Origin of the sequence: Actinophytocola glycyrrhizae (assembly GCF_042653545.1) — a bacterium.
Taxonomy (GTDB): domain Bacteria; phylum Actinomycetota; class Actinomycetes; order Mycobacteriales; family Pseudonocardiaceae; genus Actinophytocola; species Actinophytocola glycyrrhizae.
On sequence record NZ_JBHSIS010000003.1, the window covers coordinates 369,326 to 386,753 of the forward strand.

Sequence of the window (17,428 nt, forward strand, 5' to 3'; positions counted from 1 at the left end):
GCTTCGTTCGAGGAAGGAATTGCGGGATGGCGGGAACGGGTTTGTGGCTGGTCGGAGCACGGGGTTCCGTGGCCACGACGGCCGTGGTGGGACTGCTCGCGTTACGGGCGAAGCTCGTCGAGCCGGTCGGTTGCGTGACGGAACGCCCCGAGTTCGCGGGGGTGCCCCTGCCCGCGTGGGAGGACATCGTGGTCGGTGGCCACGACGTCGTCCACACGCCACTGGAGAAGCGGGCCGAGCAGCTCGCCGAGGCGGGCCTGTTCCCGCACCGCGTCCTCACCGCGACGGCGACCGGCCTGCGCGCCGTGGACGCCCGCATCCGCGACGGCTACCACCCGGCGACCCACACCGGTGCGCAGGCGGACGCCGTGGCCAGGCTGGTCGCGGACATCACCGCGTTCCGCACCACACACGGCCTCGACCGCGTGGTCGTGGTGAACGTGTCGTCCACCGAGCCGCCGGTGCCCGCGCTCCCCGAGCACACCGATCTCACGCTGCTCGAGGCCGCCCTTGCCGACCCGGCGCGGTCGGTGCTCCCACCCAGCTCACTGATGGCCTACGCCGCGCTGCGGGCGGGCTGTCCATTTGTCGACTTCACACCGTCGCCGGGGGTGCGGCTGCCGGTGCTGCACGAGCTGGCCGTGTCGCTCGGCCTGCCGTACGCGGGCTCGGACGGCAAGACCGGCGAGACGCTGCTGCGCACGGTCCTCGCCCCGATGTTCACCGCCCGCGCGCTGCGGGTCCGCTCGTGGGCGGGCACGAACCTGCTCGGCGGCGGCGACGGCGCCAACCTGGCCGACCCGGTGGCCGCGGCTGGCAAGCTGGAGTCGAAGGCCCGCGGCCTCGCCGCGCTGCTCGGCGAGGGCGTGACCGCACCGCTGCACATCGACAACGTGCCGGACCTCGGCGAGCAGAAGACCGCGTGGGACCACGTGTCGTTCGAGGGGTTCCTTGGCGCGCGGATGAATTTGCAGCTGACATGGACCGGCCTCGACTCGTCGCTGGCCGCGCCGCTGGTACTGGACCTGACCAGGCTCGTGGCCGCCGCACACGCGGCTGGCCGGTCCGGGCCGCTGGCGTCGCTGGCGTTCTTCTTCAAGGACCCGGTGGCAACGGAGGAACACCGCTTCGCGCAGCAGACGGACATGCTGACCGAGTGGGCGCAGGCACTTGTCCACAGCGAGGGCAGTTGTCCACAGGCCGACCCGGAAGACCCCGGAACGTCACCCCCAGCCGATAGAATGGCAAGGCGGGACGCCCCCGGGAACGGGTGGGGGTTGGGCAACGCGCGCGCGAGCGACGAGGGTTCGTCGTGAACGCGTTCCTGCGGCTCGTGCGGGCTCCGGCCGCGTTGACCGTCATCGGTGACACGGTCGCCGGTGCGGCCGCCGCGGGCAGGCCGCTTCGCGGGCGGCGCTTGCTTCTCCCGCTTTCCTCGGCATCCTTCTACTGGGCCGGGATGGCGCTCAACGACTGGGCCGACCGCGAGCTCGACGCCGTCGAGCGACCTGAGCGGCCCATCCCGTCGGGACGCGTCAGTCCCGGCCAAGCACTCGCGGTCGCCGGCGGGCTCACCGCCGCGGGCCTGGGCCTGGCCCGCGCCGCCGGCGGCCGCGACACCCTCAGGATCGCCGTGCCCCTCGCGGCGGCGGTCTGGGCGTACGACACCGTCCTCAAGAAGACCGCCGCCGGACCGGCGGGCATGGCCGCGTGCCGCGCGCTCGACGTCCTCATGGGCGCGGGCGCGGACAACGCCCGCACGGCACTGCCCAGCGCGATGGCGGTCGGCGGCCACACCTACGGCGTCACCGCGCTGTCGCGGGGCGAGGTGCACGGCGCGTCGCGGAGGACCGCGCGCGCCGCGTTCGCCGGCACCGCCGTCACGGCCGCGACCTCGGTCCTCGGTGCACGCACCTGGCGGGACCGGCTCGCCGCGCTCGCGTTCTCCGGCGCCTACTCCGGGCTCGTCGGCCGTGCCCAGTACGACGCCATCCAGGACCCGTCCGCGGCCAAGGTGCGTACCGCCACCATGGCCGGCATCCACGGCATGGTCCCGCTCCAGGCCGCGCTCGCCGCCCGCCGCGGCTCGCTCCTCGGCGCGGCCGTGGTCGCCGCCGCGCTGCCGGTCGCCAGGAAACTCGCCAAGAAGGTGAGTCCGACATGAGGATCGGCTACGGCACCAACGGGTTCGCCAACCACCGGCTCGACGACGCGCTGCGGATCATCGCCGACCTCGGCTACACCTCCGTCGCGCTCACCCTCGACCACCACCACCTCGACCCGTACGCCGAGGACGTCGCCAAGCAGGTCGACCACGTCGCGAACCTGCTCGACGTGCTCGGCCTGCGCAGCGTCGTCGAGACCGGCGCGCGCTACCTGCTCGACCCGAACCACAAGCACCACCCCACGCTCGTGTCCGACGAGCAGGAACGGCGGGTCGACTTCCTCGCCCGCGCACTGCGGGTCGCGCAGGGGCTCGGCTCCGACGCGGTGTCGTTCTGGTCCGGCATCCGGCCGTCCACGGTGGACCAGGACACGGCGTGGCGCAGGCTGCGCGCCGGTGTCAGCGCGGTGCTCGAGACGGCCGCCGAGGTGAACGTGCCGCTGGGCCTCGAACCAGAGCCCGGCATGTTCGTCCAGCACCTGTCCGACGCGCTGCGCCTGCGGGAGGAACTCGGTGCGCCCGCGCTGCTCGGCGTCACGCTCGACGTCGGCCACTGCGTCGCCGTCGAACCCGTCGACGCGCCGACGTGCATCCGCCGCGCCGCGGACCTGCTCGTCAACGTCCAGCTCGACGACATGCGCCCCGGCGTGCACGAGCACCTCGAGTTCGGCGACGGCGAACTCGACCTGCGCGCCACCCTCTCCGCGCTGACCGAGGTCGGCTACACCGGCGTCGCGGCGGTCGAACTGCCACGGCACAGCCACGCGGCGCCGGTCGTGGCCGCCCGCGCGCTCGTCGCGCTGCACGCCGCGCTGGCCCCGGTGAACCCGGCGGCCAGCGATGACACCGATCCGGAGTGGGTGAGCGACGTGGACCATCCCTGGCTCGTCGAAGCCGAGCAGAAGGTGCGCCGCGACCCGAGGACGATCGCCGCGCTGTTCCCCGCCGTCGGCCGCAAGGTCGGCCGCGCACCGCTGCGGCCGGAGGCCGACCAGCAGGGCCTTGTGCACGGCACCGTCGACGACCTCGCCCGCACGCGCCTGCTGGCCGCGCTCGCCGAGGTGCTCGACGCCGGGAAGCTGTCCGAGGAGATCGCGCAGCTCTACCGGTACGGCGACGACGCCGAGCGCCGCGGTGTCCTCCGCGGCCTCGCCGCACTGCCCGCCGCGACCGTCCCGGCGGGGCTGGAACTGGTCAAGGACGCGTTGCGCGCCAACGACATCCGGCTCGTCGCCGCCGCCATGGGCGACTTCGCCGCGAACCACCTCGACGCGCACAGCTGGCGGCACGGGGTGCTCAAGTGCCTGTTCGTCGGTGTGCCGCTCGCCGCGGTGGCCGGACTGGACGCCCGGACCGACGACGAGCTGCTGCGGATGGTCGGCGACTACGCCGAGGAACGCAGGGCGGCAGGCCGTGAGGTCCCCGCCGACGCCGTGACACTGCTGGAGGCCAGACCGTGAGGATCTTCGACCCGCACATCCACATGACCTCGCGGACGACCGACGACTACGAGGCCATGTTCTCGGCAGGCGTGCGCGCACTGGTCGAGCCCGCGTTCTGGCTCGGTCAGCCACGCACGAGCGTCGCGTCGTTCACCGACTACTTCGACTCGCTCATCGGCTGGGAACGCTTCCGTGCCGCGCAGTTCGGCATCCGCCACCACTGCACGATCGCGCTGAACCCCAAGGAGGCGAACGATCCCCGCTGCCGTGAGGTGCTCGACGTGCTGCCGCGCTACCTCGCGAAGGACGGTGTGGTCGCGGTCGGCGAGGTCGGCTACGACTCGATGACGCCGGAGGAGGACGAGGTGTTCACCCGCCAGCTCGCCCTCGCGATCGCCCACGAGCTGCCCGCGCTCGTCCACACCCCGCACCGCGACAAGCTCGCCGGCACGCGCCGGACCCTGGACGTGGTGAAGGAGTCCGGCATCGACCCCGGCCACGTGCTCGTGGACCACCTCAACGAGCCGACCGTGGGGGTCGTGCACGAGTCCGGCTGCTGGATGGGCTTCTCCATCTACCCGGACACCAAGATGGACGAGCAGCGGATGGTCGCGATCCTGCGGGAGTACGGCACCGAGCGGATGATCGTGAACTCGGCCGCCGACTGGGGCCGCTCCGACCCGCTGAAGACGTACAAGACCGGGCTCGCCATGCTCGACGCCGGGTTCACCGAGGCCGACGTCGACAAGGTGCTGTGGCGCAACCCCGTCGAGTTCTACGGCCAGTCCGACCGGCTGGTGCTCGACGAGCTGCCCGGGTTCACGCCGTCGGCCGATACGTTCGCGGGCAACTCGGTGCTGCGCGGCGGCGGGAACACATGACCCCGCTGTCCTACTGCACCAACGTGCACCCGGCCGAGGACCTCGCGGGTGTGCTGGCGCAGCTCGACCGCTACGCGGAGCCCATCCGGCGCCTGGTCGGCGTCGACGTGCTCGGCCTCGGCCTGTGGCTGCCCGCCGTGCTGGCAGGGGAGCTGGCCGCGGCGCCCGCGCTGCGGGCCAAGCTGCGTGCGGAACTGGACGCCAGGGGACTCGAGGTCCACACGCTCAACGCCTTCCCGTACGGCGGTTTCCACGACGAGGTGGTCAAACACTCCGTCTACCGTCCAGAATGGACGAACGAGGCGCGGCTGCGGTACACGGCCGACTGCGCCACCGTGCTCGCCGACCTGCTGCCGGACTCCGCGGTGTACGGCTCGATCTCGACGCTGCCGCTGGCGTGGCGCACCCCGTGGTCGCCAGCGGACGACGAGGTCGCGACCACCGCGCTCACGTCGCTGACCACGACACTGGCCGGGATGGCCGCGGCGAACGGGCGGCCCATCCGGCTCGCCGTCGAGCCGGAGCCGGGCTGCGTGCTCGACACCGTCGCCGACGCGGTGTCGTGGCTCGCGCCGCGCGTGGACCCGCGCTACATCGGGCTGTGCCTGGACACCTGCCACCTCGCGGTGTCGTTCGCCGACCCGGCCGCCACCGTCGAGCAGATTTACCGGTCGGGTCTCGAGGTCGTGAAGGTGCAGGCGTCGGCGGCGCTGCAGGTCGAGGACCCGGCCACCGGTCCGGCGCGCCTCGCGCTCGCCGACTTCACCGAGCCCCGCTACCTGCACCAGGTGCGGGAACGCACCGGGTCGGGCACGGTCCTCGCGGCCGACGACCTGCCGCAGGCGCTGACCGAGTTGCCGGGCCGCGACCCGTGGCGGGTGCACTTCCACGTGCCGCTGCACGCCCGCCCCGCGGCGCCCCTCTCGGCGACGACGGACGTGCTGCGCACCGCCATCGCCGCGCTACAGTCCACTGTGGACGATACGCTGCCGCATGTCGAGGTGGAGACCTACACGTGGAGCGTGCTGCCGGAGACCGCCGGCAACGGCGGCGACACGGCACTCATCAGGGGGATCGCCGCGGAACTGCGCTGGGCCGTCGCGAACCTGCTGGAACCTGGAGGAGTTCGATGACACAGCTGGTCGTGGTCGACGTCGTCGGCATGACACCGAAACTCTTGCGGCACATGCCGAACCTGTCGGCGCTGGCGCGCATGGGGTGGCAGGCCGAGCTTGGCACGGTGCTGCCCGCGGTGACGTGCAGCGCCCAGTCGACGTTCCTGACCGGCGCGCTGCCGCGCGACCACGGGATCGTCGGCAACGGCTGGTACTTCCGCGACGTCGGCGAGGTGCACCTGTGGCGCCAGCACAACAAGCTGGTGCTCGGCGAGAAGGTGTGGGAGACCGCGCGGGCCGCCAACCCCGACTTCCAGGTCGCGAACGTGTGCTGGTGGTACGCGATGGGCGCGACGACCGACATCACGGTGACGCCGCGGCCGATCTACCACGCGGACGGGCGCAAGTCGCCGGACGCGTACGTGCGGCCGCCCGCGCTGCACGACGAGCTGACCGGCGCGCTCGGCGAGTTCCCGCTGTTCCAGTACTGGGGCCCGACGGCGTCGCTGGCTTCGAGCGAGTGGATCGTCGGCGCTTCGCGGAAGATCCTGCGCGAGCACCACCCCGACATGCTGCTGGTGTACGTGCCGCACCTGGACTACGACCTGCAGCGGTTCGGCCCGGACGCGCCGGAGGCGGCGCGTGCCGCCGGCGAGATCGACGCCGCGCTGAAGCCGCTGCTGGACGACGCGCGCGACGCGGGCGCGACGGTGGTGGCGCTGTCGGAGTACGGCATCACCAACGTGCGGCGACCGGTGGACGTCAACCGGCTGCTGCGCCGCGAAGGCCTGCTGGAGGTGTACACGCAGCACGGCATGGAGTACCTGGACCCGTGGGTGTCGCGGGCGTTCGCGGTCGCCGACCACCAGGTGGCGCACGTGTACGTCGCGGACCCGGCGGACATCCCGCGCGTGCGGGACATGCTGTCCGCGCTAGCCGGGGTGGACGAGGTGCTGGACCGCGCCGAACAGGCCAGGTACGGGATCGACCACGAACGGTCGGGTGAGCTGGTCGTGGTGGCGGACCCCGACGCGTGGTTCACCTACTACTACTGGCTCGACGACGACCGGGCGCCGGACTTCGCGCGGGGCGTGGACATCCACCGCAAGCCCGGCTACGACCCGGCGGAGCTGTTCTTCAACCCGGCGGACCGGCTGGCGAAGGCCAAGGCCGGGCTGAACCTGGTGAAGAAGAAGGCGGGCCTGCGGTACGCGATGCAGGTGGTGCCGCTCGACCCGGCCCCGGTCCGGGGCTCGCACGGCAGGCTGCCCTCGTCGGCGGACGACGGCCCGGTCCTGCTGTGCTCGGTGCCGGACGCGGAGCCCGGCGGCGCCGTGAAGGCGACGCAGGTGCGTGATCTCTTGTTGCAGTTGCAGGGTGTTCCGGAGGGAGTTCGACGATGAGTCGACCAGTCACGTTGTTCACCGGCCAGTGGGCCGACCTGCCTTTCGAGGAGGTGTGCAAGCTCGCCGCGCAGTGGGGTTACGACGGGCTGGAGATCGCTTGTTCCGGTGACCACTTCGAGGTGGACCGCGCCCTGGCGGAGGACGACTACGTCCAGAAGAAGCTGGAGCAGCTGGCCTCCCACGGCCTGAAGGTGTGGGCCATCTCGAACCACCTGGTCGGCCAGGCGGTCTGCGACGACCCGATCGACGACCGCCACAAGAACATCGTCCCGTCCCGTATCTGGGGCGACGGCGATCCCGAGGGCGTTCGCCGGCGTGCGGCCGAGGAGATGAAGGACACGGCCCGCGCCGCGGCGAAACTGGGCGTGGACACGGTCATCGGCTTCACGGGCTCGAAGATCTGGAAGTACGTCGCGATGTTCCCGCCGGTGAGCCAGGACGTCATCGCCGACGGCTACGCCGACTTCGCCAGCCGCTGGAACCCGATCCTCGACGTGTTCGACGAGGTGGGGGTCCGGTTCGCCCACGAGGTCCACCCGTCGGAGATCGCCTACGACTACTGGACCACGAAGAAGACCCTCGACGCGGTCGGCAACCGGGAGGCGTTCGGCCTGAACTGGGACCCCAGCCACTTCATCTGGCAGGACCTGGACCCGGTGGGCTTCATCCTGGACTTCGCGGACCGGATCTACCACGTGGACTGCAAGGACACCAAGAAGAGGTTCGACGGCCGCAACGGCCGGATGGGCAGCCACCTGGCATGGGCCGACCCCCGCCGCGGCTGGGACTTCGTGTCGACCGGCCACGGCGACGTGCCGTGGGAGGAGTGCTTCCGGGCACTGAACTCGATCGGCTACACCGGCCCGATCTCGGTCGAATGGGAGGACGCGGGCATGGACCGCCTCCGGGGGGCCGAGGAAGCGGTGACGTTCATCCGCGCCCACCTGTTCGACAAGCCGGAGGCCGCCTTCGACGCCGCGTTCTCCACGAAGGACTGACAGCGTTCCGGTGAGGCGGCTCCCGGGCCGCCTCACCAGGGGCGTCGGCCTCCGCCCGCACAGCCCGACCCCGGTGGATCGCCGATCGCGTCCGCGAACCCCGGTCCCGCGATGCCGCCGTCGATGTCCGGGACCCAGCGCAGACCGAGTCTCCTTTCCCTAAGTCGTGTCCGGTCACGAGCCGGATCGTTGTTCAACCGTCTCCACCCGTCCCAATGGAGGGATCTGTCGTGGCTATTTCGAGAAGGTCCATGCTTCGCGGTGCCGCCGGTGCCGCTCTCGCGGCCGGCGCGGCCGGGGTGCTGCCCGGTGTCGCGTCGGCCGAGGGGGCCGGGCGCGGTGGGCGCTGGGGCCTGCGCGTGCCGAAGGACAAGATCAGCATCCAGCTGTACACGCTGCGGTCGGTCCTCGAGACCGACCTCGAGGGCACCCTCGACGCGCTCGCCGACATCGGGTACCGCAAGGTGGAGCTGGCGGGCACCTATGGCCGCAGCGCCACGGAGTTCCGGAAGCTGCTGGACGCGCGGCGCATCAGGGCGACGTCGACCCACGCCGGTATCGACGGGGATCTCGACCAGGCCATCGCCGACGCGAAGATCCTCGGGAACCGGCGCAGCAACGTGGCGTGGGCGAACTTCGGCACGATCGCGGAGTGGGAGACGTTCGCCGACCGGCTCGAGGCGGCGGGCAAGGCGTACCGGCGGGCCGGGATCAAGTTCGGCTACCACAACCACAACCAGGAGTACCAGACCATCGACGGGGTGCGGCCGATCGACGTGCTGGCGCGCCGGACCTCGCGGCGGAACGTCAGCTTCGAGATGGACCTGTACTGGGTCGTGGCCGGTGGTGCGGATCCGGTGCGGGAGTTCTACAGGAATCCGGGCCGCGTCGAGCAGTACCACGTGAAGGACCGCGCACCGGACGGCGGTTTCGCCGACCTCGGTGAGGGCGACATCGACTTCCGGCGGATCTTCCGCGCCACCCGGCCCCTGGAGGTCGAGGAGTACATCGTCGAGAACGACCAGCCCGTCGACGCGCTGAAGTGCGCCGAGACCGGCTACAAGTACCTCACCAACCTGCGGTTCTAGCCCGACCGGGTCTCGGCGGGCGGCCCGATACCGGCCTGACCCGCCTAGACTCGATCACGGAGGTGTTGACCATGCCGCTGGTGGCCGGAGTCGACTCGTCGACCCAGTCCTGCAAGGTGGTTGTGCGTGACGCGGAGTCCGGCGCACTGGTGCGCAGTGGCTCCGCACCGCACCCCGACGGGACCGAGGTGGACCCGGCGGCGTGGTGGACCGCGCTGCGGTCGGCGATCGACCAGGCGGGCGGCATCGACGATGTCGCCGCCGTGTCGGTCGCCGGCCAGCAGCACGGCATGGTGTGCCTCACCGAGTCCGGCGAGGTGGTCCGGCCTGCGCTGTTGTGGAACGACACCCGTTCCGCCAAGGCCGCGGCCGACCTCGTCGACGAACTGGGCGGCGGCGGTGCCTGGGCCGACGCGGTCGGCGTGGTCCCGGTCGCGTCGATGACCGCGAGCAAGCTCCGCTGGTTGCGCGACCACGAACCGGAGTCGGTGGCCGCCACCGCGGCGGTGTGCCTGCCGCACGACTACCTGACGTGGCGCCTGTCCGGCGGTGGCCTGGACCGCCTGACCACCGACCGCGGCGACGCGTCGGGCACCGCGTACTTCTCCGCCGCCACCGGTGCGTACCGGACCGACCTCCTCGAACTCGCGTTGGGCGCGACCCCGGCGCTGCCGAGGGTGCTCGGCCCGTCCGACGACTCCGGCCGCACCCCGGCAGGCGCCCTGCTCGGTGCGGGCACCGGCGACAACATGGCCGCCGCCCTCGGCGTCGGCGCCGAACCGGGTGACGTCGTCGTCTCCATCGGCACGTCCGGCACCGCGTTCGCGGTCGCCGACAAACCGTGCGCCGACGCGGCCGGCCTGGTGGCCGGGTTCGCCGACGCCACCGGCCGGTTCCTGCCGCTGGTGTGCACCCTGAACGCGGCCCGCGTGCTGGACGCGGTGGCCCGCATGCTGGGCGTCGGCCACGACCGCTTCGCCGAGCTCGCGCTGTCCGCCCCACCTGGCGCCGACGGCCTCACGCTCGTCCCGTACCTGGAGGGCGAGCGCACCCCGAACCTGCCGGCCGCCACCGGCGCACTGCACGGCTTACGCCTGGCGAACGCCACCCCGGCCCACCAGGCCCGCGCGGCCGTCGAAGGCATGCTGTGCGGCCTGGCGGACGCACTGGACGCCCTTGTGGCACAAGGAGTCCGCACCGAACGTGTGCTGCTGGTCGGTGGTGGCGCCCGGTCCGCCGCCGTCCGCGGCATCGCCCCGACCGTCCTCGGCCGCCCGGTGCTGGTGCCCGAACCCGGCGAGTACGTGGCCGACGGCGCCGCCCGCCAGGCCGCGTGGACCCTCGCGGGCGGCAACGCCCCACCCAACTGGAGGCTGGGCGCGACACAGCGCGTCGACGGCGACCCGACACCCGGCCTGCGCGAGCGCTACGCGGAGGCCAGGGACAAGTTCGTGGCCAGCCCGCCGACCCGGGATTGAAGCAGCGTTCGACGGTGTCAACCGGTGCCCCGATCGACGTGGACCGGGTACTGGCCTGCTAGAACTGCTCGTACCGACGGGCTGACCCACGGCCTGGCCGACCCAAGGGAGATTGTTCTCGTGGAGTTCGTCCGCCTCCTCCTGGTGTTCCTGCACCTGCTGGGCATGGCGCTGCTGGTGGGGATGTTCCTGGTCCAGCGCCGCGCCGCCGCCGATGCGCCGCTCAACAAGGGCTGGCTGCACGTCGCCGCACTGCAGTTGATCACCGGGCTCGCGTTGCAGCTCCTGGCCCCGGCCACGGACCAGGACTACAACGGGATGAAGCTCGGCATCAAGACGCTGATCCTGCTGGTGATCGCCGCGCTCGCGCTCGTCTACGTGATCCGCCGCGTGCCGGCTCCGAAGTGGCTTCCGCCGTCACTGGTCGGGCTGGTGGTCGTGAACGTGGGCATCGCGGTCTTCTGGACCTGAGTCACGCGGACCTGCCGCGCAGGATCTCCAGTACCTCGGCCATCTGACCGTCGAGCGCGTCGAACCGCCGACCCTGCGCGGCGAACCGCTCGTCGACTCTGGTGGTGAGGCCATCGACCCGGGTCGCCAGGCCGTCGACTCGAGTGGTCAGGGTCCCGACTTCGGTGCCGAGGGCGTCGACTCGGGTAGTGAGGCTGTCGACTCGAGTGGTCAGGGTCCCGACTTCGGTGCCGAGGGTGTCAACTCGGGTGGTGAGGTCGTTGACCTTGGTGCCGATGGCATCCACTCGGGTTGCGAGGCTGTCGAGCTTGGTCCTGGTCTCGCTTACGTCATCCCTTGTCGCTTTGAGGATCTCGTGGATTGCCTCGATGTCGTTCCGGTTCTGCTTGTACTGGCGGTTCAGCTCTGCGGCTGTGGTGCGGAAGGCCACGGGTCGGATCCTAACTACGGAGTGGCTGGACTGGGCGTCGTCGGATTTCTGCCGGTAGTGTGGCTACTCGTCGGTAGCTTCAGGGGTTCGTGGAGGGTGTTCTCGCATGTCGGTGGGGCGGGAGTTCGATGTCGTGCTCTTCGGGGCCACCGGGTTCACCGGCGGTCTCACGGCCGAGTACCTGGCGGCGCATGCGCCCAAAGGCTGTCGGTGGGCGATCGCCGGTCGGTCCAGGGAGAAGCTCGTAGCGGTGCGCGAGCGGCTCGCCGAAATCAACCCCTTGTGTGCTGATCTCGAGTTGCTCGTCGCCGACGTCACCGACCGTGAGGCGTTGCGGGCCGTGGTCTCCCGTGGGCGGGTGGTCGTCACCACCGTCGGGCCCTATTTCCATCACGGGGAACCACTTGTCGCGGTGTGCGCGGAGACCGGCACCGACTACCTCGACCTCACCGGTGAGCCCGAGTTCGTCGACCGGATGTACCTCGACCACCACGACACCGCTGTCGCGAGCGGAGCGCGGATCGTGCACTCCGCCGGGTTCGACTCCATTCCCTACGACCTCGGGGTGCTGTTCACCGTCGAGCAGCTGCCCGAGGGGGTGCCGGTGGATGTCCAGGGGTATGTCTCGGCCTCCGCCGGCTTCTCCGCGGGGACCTACCACTCCGCCATCACCGCGTTCTCCCGGCTGCGGGAGATGGCGGCCACCGCCAAGCGGCGCAGGCAGGTCGAGGACCGGCCGGAAGGGCGTGCCGTGCGCGGTGCCAGCGGCCGCCCCCGGTTCGAGAAGGACATCGGCGCCTGGGTGCTTCCCGCGCCCACCATCGACCCGCAGGTCGTGTTGCGGTCCGCACGTGCGCTGGAGCGGTACGGGCCCTCCTTCAGCTACGGGCACCACCTCGCGGTCAGGAAGCTGCCCGTCGCCGCCGGGATCGTCGGTGCGGTCGGGGCCGCGGTCGTGCTCGCGCAGGTGCCGCCCGCCAGGAAGTGGCTGCTGTCGCGCATGGCCGCCGGGGACGGGCCCACTCAGGAACGCCGCGACAAGGCCTGGTTCCGGGTGCGGTTCGTCGGCACCGGTGGTGGCCGCCGGGTGGTCACCGAGGTGTCCGGGGGTGACCCCGGCTACGGGGAGACCGCCAAGATGCTCGCGGAGTCGGCGCTCTGCCTCGCCTTCGACGACCTGCCGAAGACCGCCGGGCAGGTGACGACGGCCGTCGCCATGGGGGACAGGCTGATCGACCGGCTGGTGCGTGCCGGGCTGACGTTCCGGGTCGTGGCGTAGTCGCTGCGTTCATGGCGTCGATCGTGCCGCGTGCCGGCGGTCGGCGCCGCTGCCCGACGCGGATCTGTGGACAAGTCCGGCGGCTGTGGACAACCGGCCGATCGGCGCCGGTTGACGCGGCGAACTGTCGGTCGTCGGTGGTAGGGGGCCGGGAGAGGCCGCCGGCGGAGCTGGAGAGGGAGGCGGCCAGGTGATCTGGGTGTGGATCGGCGTCGCAGTGGTGCTGGTGGCGGCCGGGGCGCTCGTGCCGGTGCTGTCCGGTCGCGACCACCGGCTGCGCAGCAACGACGAGGCGGTCGCGGCGCGCTCGCGGTACCACCAGCTCGGCCACTACGTCGAGGACGGCGTCGAACAGCTCGACGACGAAAAGGCCATGGCACTACTGCGAACGGCCCATGAGCGTTACAACACGACGGGCGCGGCGCTGGCCAGGGCCACAACGGAGGAGGACTTCCTGCTCGCGCTGCGAATCGCCGAGGAAGGGCTCACCGCGGTGGCGGACGCCTATGCCCTGATCGGGCGAAGCGGCCCGAGAATCACGAAACAACGACGTCACAAATGACCACACCGCACGCGAGCGATCACTTTCGGTACTAGTCTGCGCGGGCTCGAAGAACGATTGGGTCACGCGGGTCTACGCGGCGGTAGCACTTCCGCGACCGCAGAGTACGGTCTCGCCAATAAGTCGGCGTTCGGCACTTGGCCGGGCGTGTCAATGTGAAGGCGGAGGGAGAAAGCCTTGCGCTTCAAGCGGGGAGTCGCGGTCACCGCGATCGCGCTGACCAGCGTGCTGTCCGTGGTCGGGTGTGCGAAGGATTCGGGATCCTCGAACGGCTCCGGCGGCGGTAACAACGCCGCGGGCTGCAAGACCGTGGACAAGCCGGCGGCCGCGTCCGCAGGGACGACGACCAGCGAAGCCGCGACCGAGGCGGACGGCAGCGCGCTCAAGGTCGGGCTGGCATTCGACATCGGCGGCCGTGGCGACGCGTCGTTCAACGACTCGGCAGCGGCCGGCCTTGACCAGGCCATCGCCGAGATCGGTGTGAAGAAGGAGAACACCAAGGAGCTCACCGCCACCGACCAGGAGAGCGAGGACGCCAAGCTGACGCGTCTGCGCCAGCTGGCGCAGGAGGGCCACAACCCGATCGTCAGCGTGGGCTTCGCCTACTCCGACGCGACCGCCAAGATCGCCGCCGAGTTCCCGAACACCCAGTTCGCCGTGGTCGACGGTTTCGTCGAGAACGCGCCGGCGAACGTCACGTTCCTGGGCTTCGCCGAGCACGAGGGCTCGTTCCTCGTGGGTGTCATCGCGGCGCTGAAGAGCGAGAGCTGCACCATCGGCTTCGTCGGCGGCGTGAACGTGCCGCTGATCCAGAAGTTCCAGGCCGGTTTCGAGCAGGGTGTGAAGACCGTGGCGCCCGACGCCGAGGTCGTCTCGAAGTACATCACCGAGGCGGGTGACCTCACCGGCTTCGCCGACGCCCCGAAGGGCCAGGTCGCCGCGAAGGGCCTGATCGACCAGGGCGCGGACGTCGTCTACCACGCCGCGGGTGCTTCCGGTAAGGGTGTGTTCGCCGCCGCGAAGGAGGCGAACGTGATGGCCATCGGCGTCGACTCCGACCAGTACAACCAGAAGACGGTCGCCGAGTACAAGGACGTCATCATCACGTCCATGCTCAAGCGCGTCGACGTCGCGGTGTTCGACTACATCGCCGCGGTCGCCGCGAACGACCTCGCCAGCCTGCCGCCGGTCTTCGACCTGAAGGTCGACGGCGTCGGCTACTCGACGTCGGGCGGCAAGATCGACGACGAGACCAAGAGCTGGGCCGAGGCGTACAAGCAGCAGATCATCGAGGGTGAGATCGAGGTCTCGGACGCTCCGAGCAGCTGACGAGCCCGAAGAGTGTGACGCCCGTGGGTGTGCGGTCGAGCAGCCGCGCACCCACGGGTCTTTCCTGTGAGGAAGGGTCTCCATGACCGACACCGAGGTCGACACGGTGGCCGACGCGGACGCGCGACCCGTGCCCGCGGTCGTGCTCGCCGGCATCACGAAACGGTTCCCCGGCGTCGTCGCCAACAGCGACGTCGACCTGACCGTCGAGACGGGCGAGGTGCACGCGCTCTGCGGCGAGAACGGGGCGGGCAAGTCCACCCTGATGAAGATCCTGTACGGGATGCAGCCCCCGGACGAGGGCACCATCACGGTGCACGGCGAGCAGGTCCGGTTCCGGTCCCCCGCCGACGCGATCAGGGCTGGCATCGGCATGGTGCACCAGCACTTCATGCTCGCCGACAACCTGACCGTGCTCGAGAACGTCGTGCTCGGCGCCGAGAACCTGTACGGGATCGGCAAGCGGGCCAGAGCGAGAGTGCGTGAGCTGGCCGGCTCGGTCGGCCTGGAGCAGGACCCGTCGACGCTGGTCGAACGCCTCGGCGTGGCCGACCGGCAGCGCGTGGAGATCCTCAAGGTCCTCTACCGGGGCGCGCGGATCGTCATCCTCGACGAGCCGACCGCGGTGCTCGTCCCCCAGGAGGTCGACGAGCTGTTCGACACGCTGCGGACGATGCGCGCGGACGGCTACACCTTCCTCTTCATCTCCCACAAGCTCGACGAGGTCCGGGCCATCGCGGACTCGATCACCGTGATCCGCCGCGGCACGACCGTCGGCACGGTCGCCCCGGACACGGTCACCTCCCGCCAGCTCGCCGAGATGATGGTCGGCTCGGAGCTGCCGAGCCCGGAGACCCGCACGTCGACGGTCACCGAGAACGAGGTCCTGCAGGTCCAGGGCCTCACGCTGGAGGCACCGGACGGCCGCCGCATCCTCGACGACCTGCACCTCGTGGTCCGGTCGGGCGAGGTGCTCGGCATCGCGGGTGTCGAGGGCAACGGGCAGACCGAGCTGGTCGAGACGCTCATGGGCATCCGCAGGGCCGCCGCCGGGCGGGTGCTGCTGAACGGCCGCAACCTGACCAGGGCGGGCACCCTGGCCCGCCGCGAGGCCGGCATCGGCTACATCCCCGAGGACCGCACCCGCCACGGCCTGCTGCTCACCGAGCCGCTGTGGGCGAACCGCATCCTCGGCTACCAGACCAGGAAACCCACGGCGCGCGGCGCGTTCCTGGACATCGCGGGCGCCCGCGAGGACACGCGGCGGATCGTCGAGGAGTTCGACGTCCGCACCCCCGGCATCGAGGTCACGGCCGCGTCCCTGTCCGGCGGCAACCAGCAGAAACTGGTGATCGGCCGCGAGCTGTCCGGTGACCCGGTGCTGCTGATCGCCTCCCACCCGACCCGCGGCGTCGACGTGGGCGCGCAGGCCGCGATCTGGGACCACATCCGCAACGCCCGCGCCGCGGGCCTCGCCGTGCTGCTCGTGTCGGCCGACCTCGACGAGCTGATCGGCCTGTCCGACTCGATCAAGGTCATGCTGCGCGGCAGGTTCGTCGCCGACGCCGACCCCACGACCGTGACGCCGGAGGACCTGGGGTCCGCGATGACCGGTGCCGCCGTGGTGGACGATTCGGGCGCGCTGGTGACGGAGACCGGAGGTACCCCATGAACTCCCGGCTGCGCTCGTCGCTGCTGGCACCCGTCCTCGCGGTCGTCTTCGCCGCGGTGCTGTGCGCGATCGCGCTGCTCGCCTCCGGGGCCAACCCGGCGGAGGCGCTCGGTGTGATGATCGGCCAGGTCGGCGAGGGCCAGGTCGCGGTCGACATCGTCAACTCGACGGCCATCTACATGCTGGCCGCGCTGGCCGCCGCCATCGGCTTCCAGATGAACCTGCTGAACATCGGGATCGAGGGCCAGTACCGGGTCGGTGCGCTGGTCGCGGCCATCGTGGGCAGCGCGATCGTGCTGCCGCCCGTGCTGCACTGGCTGGTGATCCTCGTGGTCGCGGCCGCAGCGGGCGCCGCGTGGGCGACACTGCCCGCGATCCTGAAGGTCACGCGCGGGGTGCACGAGGTGCTCTCCACGATCATGATGAACGCGATCGCGTTCGGTCTTGCCGCCTACCTGATCCGCCGCGACCAGTTCGGCATCCTCATCGGCAACAACGTCTCGACCGAGCCGCTCCCCGAGTCCGCCCAGGTCCCCGGCATCGAGCTGGGTGACCGCGGCACGGTCTTCGGCCTGGTGTTCCTCGCGGTCGTCGCGGCCGCGGTGTACGGCGTGGTGATGAACCGGACCCGGTTCGGGTTCGAGCTGAAGGCGTCGGGCCTTTCGCCGACCGCCGCGGCGGCCGGTGGCGTGAACGCCAAGAAGATGATCGTGGTGTCGCTGCTGGTGTCCGGTGCGGTCGCCGGCCTGGTCGGCATGCCGGAGATCCTGGGCCGCGACCACGCGTACACGCTGAACTTCGCGTCCGGCTACGGCTTCGCGGGCATCGGCATCGCACTGCTCGGCCGCAACCACCCGGTGGGCATCGCGTTCGGGGCGCTCCTGTGGGCGTTCCTGGAGAAGGCGAAGGGCGCGCTGGACAACGTGGGTGTGCCGAGGGAGATCGCGACGATCATGCAGGGCGCGATCGTCCTGTCGGTTGTCGTCGCGTACGAGATCGTGAAGCGGATGGAGCTGGCCGCCGAGCAGCGGCGCGTCGGCCAGGCCACGGGCACCGCGGTCGAGCCGGAGGGGGCTGCCAAGTGAGCATCGCGGACGTGCGGTCTGCTTCTCC

The 17,428-nt window shown here is 71.1% G+C and carries 16 protein-coding genes; 15 read left to right on the forward strand and 1 reads right to left on the reverse strand.

The genetic code is table 11. From position 1 onward, the window contains the following. Window positions 1–26: 26 nt before the first annotated feature. The 10 genes from ACFPCV_RS07835 (at window position 27) to ACFPCV_RS07880 (ending at window position 11,043) form a co-directional block, all read left to right on the forward strand. Complete coding sequence (locus ACFPCV_RS07835; protein WP_378055370.1) at window positions 27–1,316, forward strand: inositol-3-phosphate synthase; 1,290 nt, start codon at window positions 27–29, stop codon at window positions 1,314–1,316. After that, window positions 1,313–2,164 (forward strand): SCO3242 family prenyltransferase, encoded by an 852-nt coding sequence (locus ACFPCV_RS07840; protein ID WP_378055371.1) that lies wholly within the window; start codon window positions 1,313–1,315, stop codon window positions 2,162–2,164. Before ACFPCV_RS07835 ends, ACFPCV_RS07840 begins: the two co-directional genes overlap by 4 nt. Then, the gene (locus tag ACFPCV_RS07845; RefSeq protein WP_378055372.1) at window positions 2,161–3,624 is read left to right on the forward strand and encodes an EboA domain-containing protein; all 1,464 of its coding nucleotides are present in this window, start codon (window positions 2,161–2,163) and stop codon (window positions 3,622–3,624) included. The genes ACFPCV_RS07840 and ACFPCV_RS07845 overlap by 4 nt, the downstream gene beginning before the upstream one ends. Beyond that, on the forward strand, window positions 3,621–4,487 hold the full coding sequence (locus ACFPCV_RS07850) for a TatD family hydrolase (RefSeq protein WP_378055373.1): 867 nt from the start codon (window positions 3,621–3,623) through the stop codon (window positions 4,485–4,487). Before ACFPCV_RS07845 ends, ACFPCV_RS07850 begins: the two co-directional genes overlap by 4 nt. Then, on the forward strand, window positions 4,484–5,620 hold the full coding sequence (gene eboE / locus ACFPCV_RS07855; protein WP_378055374.1) for a metabolite traffic protein EboE: 1,137 nt from the start codon (window positions 4,484–4,486) through the stop codon (window positions 5,618–5,620). The genes ACFPCV_RS07850 and eboE overlap by 4 nt, the downstream gene beginning before the upstream one ends. After that, window positions 5,617–7,005, forward strand: coding sequence for an alkaline phosphatase family protein (locus tag ACFPCV_RS07860; protein WP_378055375.1), 1,389 nt, complete (start codon window positions 5,617–5,619; stop codon window positions 7,003–7,005). The genes eboE and ACFPCV_RS07860 overlap by 4 nt, the downstream gene beginning before the upstream one ends. Further along, window positions 7,002–8,006: a sugar phosphate isomerase/epimerase family protein gene (locus ACFPCV_RS07865; protein ID WP_378055376.1), complete on the forward strand. Its 1,005-nt coding sequence runs from the start codon at window positions 7,002–7,004 to the stop codon at window positions 8,004–8,006. The genes ACFPCV_RS07860 and ACFPCV_RS07865 overlap by 4 nt, the downstream gene beginning before the upstream one ends. Window positions 8,007–8,257: 251 nt before the next feature. After that, window positions 8,258–9,094, forward strand: coding sequence for a sugar phosphate isomerase/epimerase family protein (locus ACFPCV_RS07870; protein ID WP_378055730.1), 837 nt, complete (start codon window positions 8,258–8,260; stop codon window positions 9,092–9,094). A 71-nt stretch (window positions 9,095–9,165) separates the two neighbouring features. Beyond that, window positions 9,166–10,572: a xylulokinase gene (xylB, locus tag ACFPCV_RS07875; protein ID WP_378055377.1), complete on the forward strand. Its 1,407-nt coding sequence runs from the start codon at window positions 9,166–9,168 to the stop codon at window positions 10,570–10,572. 24 nt (window positions 10,573–10,596) lie between these two features. Next, window positions 10,597–11,043 (forward strand): hypothetical protein, encoded by a 447-nt coding sequence (locus tag ACFPCV_RS07880; RefSeq protein ID WP_378055378.1) that lies wholly within the window; start codon window positions 10,597–10,599, stop codon window positions 11,041–11,043. Between the two features lies 1 nt (window position 11,044). Here ACFPCV_RS07880 and ACFPCV_RS07885 read toward each other — a convergent pair whose 3' ends face one another. After that, window positions 11,045–11,473, reverse strand: coding sequence for a hypothetical protein (locus ACFPCV_RS07885; protein WP_378055379.1), 429 nt, complete (start codon window positions 11,471–11,473; stop codon window positions 11,045–11,047). 106 nt (window positions 11,474–11,579) lie between these two features. On the opposite strand from ACFPCV_RS07885, the gene ACFPCV_RS07890 reads away from it, so the two are divergent. The 5 genes from ACFPCV_RS07890 to ACFPCV_RS07910 all read left to right on the forward strand — a co-directional run bounded on the left by ACFPCV_RS07890 (window position 11,580) and on the right by ACFPCV_RS07910 (window position 17,400). Further along, window positions 11,580–12,752 (forward strand): saccharopine dehydrogenase family protein, encoded by a 1,173-nt coding sequence (locus ACFPCV_RS07890; RefSeq protein WP_378055380.1) that lies wholly within the window; start codon window positions 11,580–11,582, stop codon window positions 12,750–12,752. A 190-nt stretch (window positions 12,753–12,942) separates the two neighbouring features. Further along, window positions 12,943–13,314 carry a hypothetical protein gene (locus ACFPCV_RS07895; RefSeq protein ID WP_378055381.1) on the forward strand — a complete coding sequence of 124 codons (372 nt, stop codon included), beginning with the start codon at window positions 12,943–12,945 and terminating at the stop codon, window positions 13,312–13,314. A gap of 177 nt (window positions 13,315–13,491) precedes the next feature. Continuing rightward, a complete protein-coding gene (locus ACFPCV_RS07900) occupies window positions 13,492–14,643 on the forward strand; it encodes a BMP family lipoprotein (RefSeq protein ID WP_378055382.1) in 1,152 nt (383 codons plus the stop codon). Between the two features lie 82 nt (window positions 14,644–14,725). Further along, window positions 14,726–16,315, forward strand: coding sequence for an ABC transporter ATP-binding protein (locus ACFPCV_RS07905; RefSeq protein ID WP_378055383.1), 1,590 nt, complete (start codon window positions 14,726–14,728; stop codon window positions 16,313–16,315). Beyond that, window positions 16,312–17,400 carry an ABC transporter permease gene (locus tag ACFPCV_RS07910; RefSeq protein ID WP_378055384.1) on the forward strand — a complete coding sequence of 363 codons (1,089 nt, stop codon included), beginning with the start codon at window positions 16,312–16,314 and terminating at the stop codon, window positions 17,398–17,400. Before ACFPCV_RS07905 ends, ACFPCV_RS07910 begins: the two co-directional genes overlap by 4 nt. Window positions 17,401–17,428 lie beyond the last annotated feature (28 nt).

Coding starts and splice junctions, on each gene's coding strand:
- ACFPCV_RS07835 (WP_378055370.1), top strand. CDS start 27: ATGGCGGGAACGGGTTTGTGGCTGGTCGGAGCACGGGGTTCCGTGGCC.
- ACFPCV_RS07845 (WP_378055372.1), top strand. CDS start 2,161: ATGAGGATCGGCTACGGCACCAACGGGTTCGCCAACCACCGGCTCGAC.
- eboE (WP_378055374.1), top strand. CDS start 4,484: ATGACCCCGCTGTCCTACTGCACCAACGTGCACCCGGCCGAGGACCTC.
- ACFPCV_RS07860 (WP_378055375.1), top strand. CDS start 5,617: ATGACACAGCTGGTCGTGGTCGACGTCGTCGGCATGACACCGAAACTC.
- ACFPCV_RS07865 (WP_378055376.1), top strand. CDS start 7,002: ATGAGTCGACCAGTCACGTTGTTCACCGGCCAGTGGGCCGACCTGCCT.
- ACFPCV_RS07870 (WP_378055730.1), top strand. CDS start 8,258: ATGCTTCGCGGTGCCGCCGGTGCCGCTCTCGCGGCCGGCGCGGCCGGG.
- xylB (WP_378055377.1), top strand. CDS start 9,166: ATGCCGCTGGTGGCCGGAGTCGACTCGTCGACCCAGTCCTGCAAGGTG.
- ACFPCV_RS07890 (WP_378055380.1), top strand. CDS start 11,580: ATGTCGGTGGGGCGGGAGTTCGATGTCGTGCTCTTCGGGGCCACCGGG.
- ACFPCV_RS07905 (WP_378055383.1), top strand. CDS start 14,726: ATGACCGACACCGAGGTCGACACGGTGGCCGACGCGGACGCGCGACCC.
- ACFPCV_RS07910 (WP_378055384.1), top strand. CDS start 16,312: ATGAACTCCCGGCTGCGCTCGTCGCTGCTGGCACCCGTCCTCGCGGTC.